Source organism: Paenibacillus sp. Y930 (genome assembly GCF_056786375.1).
In genome coordinates this window covers 690,365-703,504 of record NZ_JBXCIX010000001.1, presented here as the reverse complement: position 1 = coordinate 703,504, position 13,140 = coordinate 690,365, and the positions used below count along the sequence as shown (strand labels likewise).

Below are 13,140 nucleotides of genomic sequence, written 5' to 3'. Positions count from 1 at the left end.
TGTAGTAAATATCTAAAAAACAGTTGCCGATAATATTCGGCAACTGTTTTTTTTATGAAGCGAAGCCATATGATCGTCAAATTGTCGGTGAAGAGTTAGGTGATTTCAGAAATAATGAACAATATCGACGGCTAACACTCGAATTATCCGATGGAACAGAAGTGAATTTGTTTATTATACGAGAAGGCTATGTTATATATGGTAATACTAGCGTCTATTTTAAGCTAGAAGGCGATACGTTCCAAGAAATTTGGGCTTTGCTACAACCGTAATATTTATTCAGACAAGCTAGGTATATTCCCGTTCATTCTTACAATCTATGAATATAGTATTATGTGTGATCAATGCATAATTTTTTCATAGGGAGTGAGCGCAATGGAATTTATTTTCAATAATGAGTTGTACCTTCTAGTGAAGCAATACATTGAACCGGAAATGCTAATTCTTGTCCCAGTCTTATTATTTCTAGGATGGATGATGAAATCGACGCCGAAGGTACCTGATTGGCTAATTCCATATGTGAATACAGGGGCAGGCATTATTGCTGGAATCGCGATAACGTCTAAAGTTGTTGATGGTATCATTCAAGGTATTCTCGTTTCTGCAATGTCTGTTCTTGTGTATAATTTATATCGGCAGTGGAATCGAAAAAAAGAAATTGACAGTAAAAGTAAATGTGATTAGTCTAGATAGAAGAAGGAATAGCCTTAGTTACGATGTTAGCATACTCATTCGTAATAAAGGCTATTTCTCATATAGTACTTACATAACGATTAATTCGAAGGCGCAGTCAAATGTTTACGGCCTGTTGCCGCTGAAAGGACAAAGCATAGAAATAGAACGACACCGGCTAATAAATACGGATAATCGATATTAATATCGTATAGCATACCAGCAATGATTGGTCCAATAATATTACCAAGACTTGTATACGCCGAATTCAATCCAGCGACGTAGCCTTGCTCTGTTGTTGTCATCTTGGACATTAATGTACCTAATGCAGGTCTAAGTATATCCATCGCCAAAAATACAAGGAAAGTGACAGCGAAGATTAACCAGTACTTATGGACAAATATCGTTAATACGATAAATAAAGCCGAGGCTAATAGACAAGCTGTAATTACTTTGAATTCACCAAATTTGTTCAATATTGTGCCAAACGCGGTAGCTTGAATGACCGCACCAGCGATCGAACCGAATGTAATAATATAAGCGATATCAATGGTACTAAATCCGAATTTGTCATTCATATAAAGGGTAAAGACTGTCTCGAAATTCGCTAATCCGAATGAGGCAATGAAAATAATAATTAAACTCATAAAGTAAGGTTCTTTCACTGAAAGTGCAAGCTGTTTCCAAAGCGGTATGGAAGACTTGTCATCCTGCAATGATTCATTCGCATCTTTGTCGGCGACTTCTACACGAGCAGGCAAAAATATAAATGTAACTAACGCAGCGAGCAATCCAGCCACTGCAGCACCATAGAATGGGATTCTGACGCCATATTGAGCTACAAACCCACCAATACCTGGGCCGATAATGAAGCCAGTAGTTATCGCTGCATTAATAAAGCCCATTCCTTGGGCGCGTTCTTGCTTCGTTGTAATATCAGCTGCATAGGCAAGTACTGCTGGCATAATTAAAGCAGCACCAACTCCTCCGAGCGCGCGAGCAATAAAAAGTAAAGGAATAGAGTTAGATGCTCCAAACATCCATTCTGACATTGCAAAAATGATCATTCCCGTAATAATTACTGGTTTTCTACCTAGACGATCTGAAATTCGACCAGCAATAGGTGAGAATATAAGTTGAGCAATAGAAAAAGCTGCGACCATTAACCCGATTTGACTACCGTTAATATGCAATAATTCCATATATTTAGGAAGTATCGGAATCACTAAACCGATTCCGACAAATATGATAAAAATATTGATCATTAATAATAAAATTGATCCACGATTACGAAGTAGTAACGACATTAATAAACCTCCACATGATGTAACAAATATTCATCTCTTCATTGTCGCATAAATTGGTTGTCACGTAAAATGTTAATTTTCCACATAATCGAGTAATAAAGCTAATTTCTATATGAAAACTGCAATAAAGTGTTGGGTGTTTGTGAGGAAGAAACTGCGCTAATATGAATACAATATATTTTAGTACTGGCTTCCGATGCTACTTTTCATCACTAAGTAGCTGTTCGAGGAGTACATGAAAAGTTATAGGAGTTATTGATCATTATGACAACAAATATATCACCAACTAAATTATATTATGGACAGGCTGCAGCCGAATGGGAAGAAGCTCTTCCGATCGGAAATGGTCGCATCGGTGCAATGGTATTTGGAAATGTGAACAAAGATCGGTACCAATTGAATGAAGATACGTTATGGTCAGGCTTTCCCAGAGATACGAACAATTATGAGGCGCTTCGACATTTGCAATCAACGCGCGAGCTGCTAGCACAAGGAAAGTATGCTGAGGCCGAGACATTGATCGAAAATAAGATGCTTGCAGTAAATGGACAAGCCTATCAGCCTTTTGGCGACCTCAATATTGAATGGTTGAATGCACCTAATGAAGTAGCGCAATATGAGCGCAGCTTAGAGCTATCAACAGCCGTTGCCACAACGGTAGCGGTTCATGGGAATGATACTTATACTCGTGAAGCTTGGGTAAGTGCAACTGATGATGTACTTTTTATAGCTTATCGTACTCAAGGCGGAGCAGCCCTTTCATTGCAAGCGAGTTTTGATCTGCCTCACCCATCGCAGCGAACAGTTGAGCATGATCGCCATATCGTCAATAGTAAATGTCCAACGCATATTGCTGATAATTACTTGGGAGATCATCCATTTGCTGTGCAATATGAAGCGGGAAGCGGGATTATATTCCAAGCGCAACTACAAGCTTTCTCAGATGGGGAAATTTCCGTAGATGATAATGGAATTACAGTAGAAAATGGTTCAAATATTGTGTTTGTTATTTCAATTGCAACGAGCTTTAATGGATTTGATAAGCAGCCTCATCAAAACTACGAACAGCTTTCACATAGTAATATGGACAAATTAGCGGCTATATCTGATATGAATTATGAACAGCTTCAGCAAGCGCATATTGCTGAGCATAAACGATTATTTGAGCGAGTTCAATTTCAGTTGAAAGAAAGCGAACCGATGCATCATCTACCTACCGATGAGCGCTTAGAGCTATATAAGCAGGGTGAGCAGGATTTGGCGCTAGAAAGCTTATATTTCCATTATGGAAGATATTTATTAATTACAAGTTCAAGACCTGGTACACAGCCAGCTAATTTACAAGGAATATGGAATCATCGCATCCAATCACCGTGGAATAGTGATTATACAACGAATATTAATACTCAGATGAATTATTGGCCAGCAGAGTTAACTTCCTTGAGCGAATGTCATGAGCCACTGCTACAGATGATCGAGGATTTAACGGTGACTGGTGCTCGTACAGCACGTGTCCACTACAATGCAGCGGGCTGGGTAGCTCATCATAATGTAGATGTTTGGAGAATGTCTTCTCCAACAGCAGGTCATCCAAGCTGGGCATTTTGGCCAATGGGCGGTGTATGGTTAACGCAGCATTTATGGGAACGTTATCTATTCCATCCCGATCAGACATACTTAGCCGAGCGCGCTTATCCTGTGATGAAGGGTGCAGCCGAGTTCTGTCTTGATTGGCTTATAGAGGACGAGCAAGGGAATTTGAAGCTCAGCCCATCAACATCGCCAGAGAACAAATTTATATATGGTAATAACGATATTAGTAGTGTTGCCGAAAATTCGGCAATGGATGTTACGTTAGTCACTGAATTGTTCGAGCATATTATTGAAGCATCGCAGATTCTTGACATCGATCAACATTTCCGAGCGAAAGTTGAACAAGCATTAGCGAAAATGCCAAAGCTACATATTAATGAAGCAAGGCGGATTCAAGAATGGTCAACCGATTTCGCTGAGCAAGAGCCAGGCCATCGTCATGTGTCACATTTATACGGTTTATATCCAGGCACAACGATTAATACAGCTGAGTTTACCGAAGCGGCCAAGCAGTCGTTAGCGAGTCGGATTTCACAAGGTGGCGGTCATACTGGCTGGAGTTGTGCTTGGCTCATTAATTTATATGCACGACTTCGTATGCCAGAGCAATGCTACTCATTCATCCGTACATTATTGGCTCGTTCAACGTATCCGAATTTATTTGATGCACATCCGCCGTTTCAAATTGATGGTAATTTTGGTGGCATTGCGGGGATGGTTGAGGCATTAGTGCAAAGTCATAGGGGTATTATTGAGCTGCTTCCTACACTGCCGAGAGAGTGGCCTGCTGGGGAAATTAATGGATTAACGGCGCGGGGCGGATTTAAAGTGGATTTGCAGTGGACCGATGGATTATTAATGACTGCAACGATAGAGTCATTATATGGACAACCGTTACAAATAGCGTACAACGAACCCATTACAATTACTGATGAAACGACAGGTCAAGTCTTTGCAGCAGATCAAATTATATCTACTACAGCAGGTAGTCGATATATCGTTCAAATAAACTAGTTTAATAGATGATAAGGGAGCGACTCCAATGACAACAACTAATCAATATCCGTTTCAAAATCATACAATAGCACTTAATGATCGAGTGAAAGATCTTGTATCAAGATTTACACTTGAGGAAAAAATCGAATCGATGGTGCAATACCAGCCAGCAATCGAGCGTTTGGGAGTTGCTGCTTACAAACATGGTACTGAAGCAGCGCATGGCCTAGCTTGGCTAGGCGAAGCTACATCTTTCCCACAGCCGATTGGACTTGGCTGTACATGGGATGCACCATTAATGAAAGAAATCGGCGCTGTTATTGGCGATGAAGCGCGTATATTTTACCAACGTAATCCAGAAGTTAATGGGCTAACTCTATGGGCGCCGACTGTTGATATGGAGCGTGACCCGAGATGGGGACGTACAGAAGAAGCTTATGGTGAAGATCCAGTGCTTACGGGAGAACTAACTTCTGGTCTAGTGCAAGGTATGCAAGGCGATCATCCAACCTATTACAAATCTATTGCGACATTGAAGCATTTTATTGGTAACAATAATGAAGTTGATCGTGGCAGCTGTTCAGCGAGTATTGACCCTCGTAATATGAAGGAATATTATCAAGCGGCATTCAAGCCAGCATTTGTTAAAGGCGGGGCGAAGTCGATGATGACGTCGTATAATTCCGTCAATGGTACGCCTACTATTCTGCTTGATGATGTGAAAAAAGTTGTCAAAGAAGAATGGAATATGGATGGTTTTATTGTAAGTGATGCGGGTGATTTACTAGGAATTGTGAATGATCATCATTATTATGATAACTATAAAGAAGCGGTTGCTCATTCGATTAAAGCAGGTATCGATAGTATTACCGATGACAAAGAAAAATCTTGCAATGCAATTCGTGAAGCTTTAGCAGAAGGGTTGCTGACAGAGCAGGATCTTGATACAGCACTTTTCAATACGTTTAGAGTTCGTTTCAAGCTAGGTGAATTTGACCCTGCTGAGCTTAATCCATATGCGAATGTACCGGAGTCTAAATTAATGGCACCTGAGCATGCTGAGCTAGCTTTACGTGCTGCCAAAGCATCCGTTGTACTATTGAAAAATGAGCGTAACATCTTACCATTACAAGCGGACAAGCTTCAATCGGTTGCAGTAGTTGGGCCTCTTGCTAATATCGTGTTCCGTGACTGGTATGCAGGAACATTACCATACAAAGTAACTGTGCTAGAGGCGGTTGAACGTAAACTGGCAGGGAAATCTGTTAGCTTTGCTTCTAGTAATAATATCGTTACTTTGGCGAAAGCATCCACGCAACAAGGCTTTGTCATTGATGCGGACAATGAAAATAGATTGAAACTTGTGGCAGTTAATGAAACGGCTGAACAATTTGAAATGACGAACTGGGATTGTGGTAGCTATACGCTACTTAGCACAGCAACGAATAAACTATTAACAACAGCTGATGATAAGCATCTAGCAGCCAATGCAGATGAAGCATTCGGTTGGTTTGTTAAGGAAGTTATTCGTTTGAAGGAAGAGCAGGATCAATTATACAGCATTCAATCTTGGAATAATAAAGCGATTAAATTACCACAAAGCATCGGTGAAGTTATTACTGTTGATGAAGAAGCAGTATCGACAGCGGATGACCAGTTACTTATTGCAGTAGTGAAGGATGGTATGAAGGAAGCGAAGACACTTGCTGCCAACGCTGAGCAAGCGATAGTCGTTGTCGGTAACAATCCGCTTATTAACGGTAAAGAAGAGATTGATCGTCCTAGCTTAGAGCTTGCGGCAGATCAAGTGAAGTTAATTGAAGAAGTGCTTGCGGTTAATCCGAATACGGTTGTCGTTATTGTGGGTGGATATCCATTCGTCTTAGGAGACTTAGCAGATAAAATTCCAGCAATCATCTATCTTTCTCATGCAGGACAAGAGCTAGGTAATGCTGTAGCGGATGTATTGTTCGGTGATTTTTCTCCAGCAGGTCGCTTGAATATGACATGGTATACAGGTGAGGAGCAGCTTACAGATTTGCTTGATTACGATATTATGAAGAGCAAGCGTACGTACCTATATCTTGAAGATAAGCCGTTATATCCATTTGGACATGGTCTAAGCTATGCAAGCTTTGTTTATAGTGACTTCAATGTAGCAACGACATTCGATGCAGTGGGGCAATTGGATGCTACCGTTGCAGTTAGCAATACTTCATCTATTACCGCTGACGAAGTTGTACAAATCTATGTGTCAGTAACAGGCTCACGTGTGAAGCGTCCTATTAAGAAGCTAGTTGCTTTCGAGCGAGTTACATTACAGCCTGGCGAGACTAAAGTACTGACATTACCGATTCATATCGATCAATTGCAGATGTGGGATGTCACTAGAGATCGTTTTGTACTTGAACAAGCAAGCTACAACTTCCAAGTTGGTTCTACCTCTGCCGATATTCGTGTTGAGCAATCGCATAAACTGGCAGGTGAAGTGATTCCTGCTCGTAATCTTACGGTGTGGACACGTGCTGAAAATTATGATCAATATACAAGTGTATACTTGGATGAATCCAAGGAAGGGACAACTTGTGTAAGAGCAGTAGGTGAACAAGGTTCGATTGTATTTGAAAATGTAGATAGCAGTTTACCTCATGCTCAGCTTCAAGCAAGAGTTGTGGGCGGTGAAGCTGGAGGTCAGCTTCAAGTGAAATCTAAAGGTGCAGTCGTTGGTTCTGTTACTGTAGCTCCTTCGGGCGAGCAACAATGGTCTGATGTTGTATTAGAGCTACAAGCAATGAATGATGATTTGGAAATTGAGTTGCTAGGCTCCGTGAAAATAAGTGGCTTCAAGTTAAAATAAACTCAAGTTCGCTGTCTACATGATGCCGATTATGCTACGTCAGCATAATCATCGTTATCAAAGTCCGCTTTTTGAACTACCCTACAGTAACCCATGATGTAACGAAGCATCTTCGTTGTACCATGGGTTATTATGTTATGATACGATAGTGTTTGTATAGGATCATATTATATACTTCATCAAGTGAGGATTAGAAATCATGCTATCAAAGTTTCTTACTCGGCTAGATAATGTACGTATCAAACAAAAGATATTTATTTCATTTATTGTTGTTGCCTTTGTACCAATTATTATTGTCGGTGTCTATCTTACATCACAATTTCGCCAGCATGTACTTGAGCAAGCAACAGAGCAATCGAATAAAAATGTTGAACGTATTAAGCTGCAATTGGAAAGTACGATTCAACGACCCATTGATATATCTGGCATATTGATGAGTGATACGAATCTTACTAACGTCATTAACACGCAATATGAAAATACTTATGAAGTATTTAAAGCGGTTCAAGGATACAATGATTTCCGTGAATATTTGAAGCTTTATAATGAAATAGTGAACATTAAATTTTATACAAGCAATAATTCATTGCTAGATAACTGGGAATTTATTCGACTTACTGATCCCATTACCGAAAGTTCGTGGTATAACTATACGACTCATAGTGGACATATTTATTGGGAATTCATTTCTGACGAAACAAAGAAACATCAGTCTTATCTTTCTCTAATAAGAAAGGTAGAATTTCCGTTATACCGCACGAATGGTGTTCTTGTTATGACGATATCACCTGAAGTGTTGAACAAGATTGTACGTCAGGAAACATTCGATACGTATATTATTGATAGTTCAGATACAATCGTGGCAGCAAAGGATAATCGGCTCGTAGGTCAGGAAATATCTGAATTAGACTTTGCAAGTGAACGCATCAATTGGGGGGTTGGGCAATACGAGATGAAAGTAGACGGGCAACCGTCAAAAATTATTGTGGAGGAGCTGTTACCACAGTATAGTCAGAATAGTTTGAAGATCATGTCGATTTTCAAAATTGATAGTATAGTTAGTGGGGCGAATCGTATTTCCTACCAAGGGTTAAGCGTTATGCTAATTAGTATTCTTATTTCGATGATTTTAATCTATGCTACGTCTTCACTGCTATCCAAACGAATTATGGCGTTGAATCGTCATATGAATAAAGTAGGTACAGGTGATCTAAGTGTTAACTCTGACATTTCCGGAAATGATGAAATAGGTTTGCTATCTCGTCAGTTTAATAATATGGTTAGTAATATACGGACGCTAATGGATCGTGTTCGTGATAGTGAGAATCAGAAATCTCAACTAGAGCTGAGACAACGAGAAATTAAACTGAAAATGATGGCAAGCCAAATCAATCCGCATTTTCTATTCAATGCGCTAGAGTCAATTCGGATGAACGCCCATATGAAGGGCGAAAAGGAACTTGCAAGTATAGTTAGAATGCTAGGCAGAATGATTCGGAAAAACTTAGAGGTAGGAACTGGTTCAATCTCGATGGCAGATGAGCTTGAAGTCATTCGTTGTTATCTTGAAATTCAAAAGTTCCGCTTCGGCTCTGAGCGTCTAGCGTTTACATTTGATGTTGCTGAAAGTGCATTAGAACAAAAAATACAGCCTTTATTAATTCAACCGATAGTAGAAAATGCTGTTGTACATGGATTGGATCAAGTTGTTGTAGACGGGAAAATTAATATTTCAATTCAGTATAATGCACCGCTATTGAGAGTGGTTATTACCGATAATGGACAAGGTATGAATATCGATAGATTACAGCAGGTTATGAGAGCAATAAGTGAACCAGAGGAAGAAAACGGGTCTCGTATTGGGCTAAGAAACGTACATCAAAGATTAGTTATGACATACGGAGTTGGAGCTGGATTACACATAGATTCTAAGCTAGATGAAGGGACTTCCGTTTCATTTGCAATCAATATGGAGGAGAGTTAGATGTATAAAGTAATGATTGTTGATGATGAACCAATGATTAGACAAGGGTTACAAACATTAATTGAGTGGGAACAATATGACTTTAGCGTAGTTGCCGTTGCTAGCAATGGAGTAGAAGCGCTTGAACGATATAAGGAACATACACCTGATCTTATTCTAATTGATATTCGGATGCCGTTAATGGATGGCATTCGGACAATTGGCGAGTTGCGGCAATTAGGAGCCAAATCACGAATTTTAATTTTGAGTGGTTATGGAGAATTCCAATATGCTCAGCAAGCGATTCGTTATAAAGTAGATGGTTATGTATTAAAGCCAATTGATGAGAATGAGCTAACGCTTTATATTGAAAAAGTTAGTAAAGAACTGAAAAAATCGCAGCATGAAGCCGTTATTAGTACGCAAACCTTAACATTACTGCGCGAAGAGTGGTTGAAAAGTTTTGCGGAACATCAGCTACATGAAGTTGAATTAAGTACAGAAAATTGGCAACGTCTATTTACGGCTCCATTTACAGAAGCGAATATTATTTTACTTGATACGTATAGTCGGGAACATTCATTAACGGCTCGAAACGTCGTTAAGCAGCAGCTTGTCACCTTTGTTGAAGAGCAGCAGTGGGGCTTAGTGTTTTCGACAGATGCTTATATCGGTATTTTAATACATCAGGTGTCGATGAATCAGTCGAAAAAAGAGCGTTTGAATTATATTATTGAACGAGCTTGCGAGCAAAAAACGCAATATGTTGCGATAATGAGTGGAGCCTACACGGAATTAATGCCATTGTACGAGGAGCTTGTTGAATTAAAAGCTACATTGAAAAACCGCTTCTTTATGCATGCTAATGCCTTGTTTGAGCTTTCTGAAATCGTTCGTTTCGATAAGAGTGGTCATTCAGAGCTCCCATTGTCGGAATATATTGATCAAATGTCGCAGAAATTGTTCTATGTTATCGATGTTGGCAACAAAATAATGTTAGATGAGTTGCTGGATCAAATGGCTAATACGTTGAGAAAATATTGCGAAACAGAACAACAAATGAAATCGAGCTGGGCACAGTTGTTAACGATGGTCATGAATCGAATCTCGGCAATGCATCCGCAATTGGCGCTGGAGGATGATTTAAAGCTTGTCACTCAGCTTTATTTGACTCATCATTATCATCTTATGTTAGATCAATTGAAGCTCCAACTCACTTCGTTAATGAACCGTTTAACGATTACAGAAAGCACGAATACAAATGTTATGAAGCAAATGATCGATTTTATTGATCGGAATTTTGCCGATCCTTTGCGCTTAGAGACGATGGCTGAGCTGTTCAATTATAATAGTGGGTACTTGGGGAAAATGTTCAAAAGCCATACAGGGGATAGCTTTAATACTTATTTGGACAATGTGAGAATTGAGCAAGCGATTACGATGCTGCAGGAAGGCTACAAAGTACATCAGGTGGCTGAGCGTGTAGGCTACGCTAATGTAGATTATTTCCATAGTAAATTCAAGAAGTATAAGGGTGTCTCTCCATCGGCATATAAACCCAGCACTATTAAAGGTAGTTCAAAAAGCGGGCTTTGATATATAAGTAAAAAATCAAGTGAGTAATAATTATTTTAGGGCTAACACATAGTTAGCTCTATTTTTTTGTGTTGAAAACGCTTTGATTTATATAAAAACACTAATTATTAATGTAAAAGTCGGTTTTTGATATGATTTTATAGCAAATTTGTATGGTGTTATCACTATTTTATATCGGCTATTATAAAACTATCAAAGAAGCAGTCAGAAGGATTATTGTAGTAGGAGGAAGCCGAATGAAAGAACAAGCAACAGATACAGTGAACGTTATTGGTGTAAGCAAAGGGAAAAAGTTTTGGCAAATGATGCTTCAACAAAAATATTTGTATCTAATGTCTATGCCATTTGTTATATGGGTCGTTATATTCAGTTACGTTCCAATTTGGGGATGGCTGATGGCCTTCCAAAATTATCGACCTCGAAATTCAATTATGAATCAAGATTGGGTCGGACTTAAACATTTTATTGAACTGTTCACAGATGAGCGCTTCTACTTAGTATTACGTAATACATTAGCCATGAGTTCAATGGGTTTGATCGTTAGTTTTACAGTGCCTGTTATCTTTGCACTATTACTTAATGAATTACGCCAACAATTTTTCAAAAGAACGATTCAAACGATTGCCTACTTACCTCACTTTGTATCATGGGTAGTCGTATCAGGTATCGTTACAAAAATGCTATCTACGGATGGCGGAGCAATTAATGATGTTCTAATGAGTTTACACATTATAGATCAACCGATTCAATTTATGGCCAAAGGAGAATGGTTCTGGTCTATTGTAACCTTTGCAGATGCTTGGAAAGAAACAGGCTGGAACTCTATTATATTTTTAGCGGCAATGTCTGGTATCGATCAGGAGTTGTACGAAGCATCAACAGTTGATGGAGCAGGACGCTTTAGAAAAATGTGGCATATTACATTGCCAGGTATTAGAACGACATTTATGGTACTATTCATTCTTTCTATCGGTCATCTTGTTAGTATTGGCTTCGAGAAGCAGTTCTTACTCGGCAATCCGCTCGTCAATGATTATGCGGAAGTCATCGACTTATACGCCTTGAATTACGGTATTAATTTGAGTAGATATTCTTACGGTACTGCGATTGGTATTTTCAACTCTGTAGTTAGTATCATTCTCGTATTCCTTGCAAACTTTATTTACAAAAGGGTTACGAAAGAATCTATCATCTAGAGGAGGGAATATGAGATGAGTTCAAAAACAAGCAAGCTAATGAAAACAAGTATCGGTGACAAAGTATTTGAAACAGTCAACGTTGTTATTATGTTATTGGCAGGAATCATTACACTGTACCCGTTCCTAAATGTGCTAGCGATTTCATTGAATGACTCAGTAGATACGGTTCGTGGTGGCATTACGATCTTCCCACGCGAGTTCACATGGGAAAACTATATAACTATTTTTTCATATGATTCACTAGGTATTGGTCTACGCAATACGCTAATTAGAACGATAGCAGGTACTGGAATTGGTGTACTTACCGCTTCGATGCTTGCCTACACACTAAGTCGTATTGATTTCCAAGCTAGAAAATGGTTGTCACCGATGTTCGCAATGACGATGTACTTCTCTGGTGGCCTAATTCCGGGGTATATGCTAATGCGTCACCTTGGTCTAATTGGTACATTTGAAGTGTACTTATTACCAGCATTACTAAGTGTATGGAACGTATTTATCGTTCGTTCTTACATTGATGGACTGCCGTTAGCGCTGCAAGAATCAGCAAAAATCGATGGTGCTAATGACTTAACAATTTTCTGGAAAATCATTTTACCACTATGTACCCCAGTACTTGCAACGATCGCGTTATTCATTGCAGTTGGTCACTGGAATGCATGGTTTGATACTTATCTTTATAACAGTCAGAAGCCGCAATTCACAACATTGCAATACGAATTGATGAAAGTGCTTCAATCAACGCAGGCATCGACAAATTATCGTGATCCGAATGCACAACAAGCGATTGCCGCGGTATCACCAGAGTCGATTAAAATGGCAATTACAATCGTCGTAACTTTACCCATTTTGTTCATCTATCCATTCTTACAGCGTTATTTCATCAAAGGGATGACATTAGGTGCAGTAAAAAGCTAGTTTTTGCTTGATATTGTCGAGATGCTTTTACAAATGTTC

9 protein-coding genes are annotated in these 13,140 nt (G+C 39.2%); 8 read left to right on the top strand and 1 reads right to left on the bottom strand.

Going from position 1 to position 13,140, the window contains the following annotated elements; all coding sequences use genetic code 11:
• The first annotated feature begins 23 nt into the window (after window positions 1-23).
• Together AC1TO5_RS03420 and AC1TO5_RS03415 are read left to right on the top strand one after the other, a co-directional pair.
• Complete coding sequence (locus AC1TO5_RS03420) at window positions 24-272, top strand: hypothetical protein (protein ID WP_482061371.1); 249 nt, start codon at window positions 24-26, stop codon at window positions 270-272.
• Window positions 273-375: 103 nt separating this feature from the next.
• Window positions 376-684 (top strand): phage holin family protein, encoded by a 309-nt coding sequence (locus tag AC1TO5_RS03415; protein WP_482061370.1) that lies wholly within the window; start codon window positions 376-378, stop codon window positions 682-684.
• 89 nt (window positions 685-773) lie between these two features.
• Here AC1TO5_RS03415 and AC1TO5_RS03410 read toward each other — a convergent pair whose 3' ends face one another.
• Window positions 774-1,979 carry an MFS transporter gene (locus AC1TO5_RS03410; protein WP_482061369.1) on the bottom strand — a complete coding sequence of 402 codons (1,206 nt, stop codon included), beginning with the start codon at window positions 1,977-1,979 and terminating at the stop codon, window positions 774-776.
• Window positions 1,980-2,243: 264 nt separating this feature from the next.
• On the opposite strand from AC1TO5_RS03410, the gene AC1TO5_RS03405 reads away from it, so the two are divergent.
• The 6 genes from AC1TO5_RS03405 (at window position 2,244) to AC1TO5_RS03380 (ending at window position 13,101) form a co-directional block, all read left to right on the top strand.
• Window positions 2,244-4,586 carry a glycoside hydrolase family 95 protein gene (locus tag AC1TO5_RS03405; protein ID WP_482061368.1) on the top strand — a complete coding sequence of 781 codons (2,343 nt, stop codon included), beginning with the start codon at window positions 2,244-2,246 and terminating at the stop codon, window positions 4,584-4,586.
• 28 nt (window positions 4,587-4,614) lie between these two features.
• Window positions 4,615-7,425, top strand: a complete 2,811-nt coding sequence (locus AC1TO5_RS03400) for a glycoside hydrolase family 3 C-terminal domain-containing protein (protein ID WP_482061367.1) — start codon at window positions 4,615-4,617, stop codon at window positions 7,423-7,425.
• A 199-nt stretch (window positions 7,426-7,624) separates the two neighbouring features.
• Window positions 7,625-9,409, top strand: a complete 1,785-nt coding sequence (locus AC1TO5_RS03395; protein ID WP_482061366.1) for a cache domain-containing sensor histidine kinase — start codon at window positions 7,625-7,627, stop codon at window positions 9,407-9,409.
• A complete protein-coding gene (locus AC1TO5_RS03390; RefSeq protein WP_482061365.1) occupies window positions 9,410-10,984 on the top strand; it encodes a response regulator transcription factor in 1,575 nt (524 codons plus the stop codon).
• A 302-nt stretch (window positions 10,985-11,286) separates the two neighbouring features.
• Window positions 11,287-12,180: an ABC transporter permease gene (locus AC1TO5_RS03385; RefSeq protein ID WP_482061811.1), complete on the top strand. Its 894-nt coding sequence runs from the start codon at window positions 11,287-11,289 to the stop codon at window positions 12,178-12,180.
• 15 nt (window positions 12,181-12,195) lie between these two features.
• Complete coding sequence (locus tag AC1TO5_RS03380) at window positions 12,196-13,101, top strand: carbohydrate ABC transporter permease (RefSeq protein ID WP_482061364.1); 906 nt, start codon at window positions 12,196-12,198, stop codon at window positions 13,099-13,101.
• Window positions 13,102-13,140: the final 39 nt, after the last annotated feature.

What these genes read in the sequence shown, in the direction of transcription:
- AC1TO5_RS03415 (WP_482061370.1), top strand. Translation starts at nt 376, where the DNA reads ATGGAATTTATTTTCAATAATGAGTTGTACCTTCTAGTGAAGCAATAC.
- AC1TO5_RS03410 (WP_482061369.1), bottom strand. Translation starts at nt 1,979, where the DNA reads ATGTCGTTACTACTTCGTAATCGTGGATCAATTTTATTATTAATGATC.
- AC1TO5_RS03405 (WP_482061368.1), top strand. Translation starts at nt 2,244, where the DNA reads ATGACAACAAATATATCACCAACTAAATTATATTATGGACAGGCTGCA.
- AC1TO5_RS03400 (WP_482061367.1), top strand. Translation starts at nt 4,615, where the DNA reads ATGACAACAACTAATCAATATCCGTTTCAAAATCATACAATAGCACTT.
- AC1TO5_RS03395 (WP_482061366.1), top strand. Translation starts at nt 7,625, where the DNA reads ATGCTATCAAAGTTTCTTACTCGGCTAGATAATGTACGTATCAAACAA.
- AC1TO5_RS03390 (WP_482061365.1), top strand. Translation starts at nt 9,410, where the DNA reads ATGTATAAAGTAATGATTGTTGATGATGAACCAATGATTAGACAAGGG.
- AC1TO5_RS03385 (WP_482061811.1), top strand. Translation starts at nt 11,287, where the DNA reads ATGATGCTTCAACAAAAATATTTGTATCTAATGTCTATGCCATTTGTT.
- AC1TO5_RS03380 (WP_482061364.1), top strand. Translation starts at nt 12,196, where the DNA reads ATGAGTTCAAAAACAAGCAAGCTAATGAAAACAAGTATCGGTGACAAA.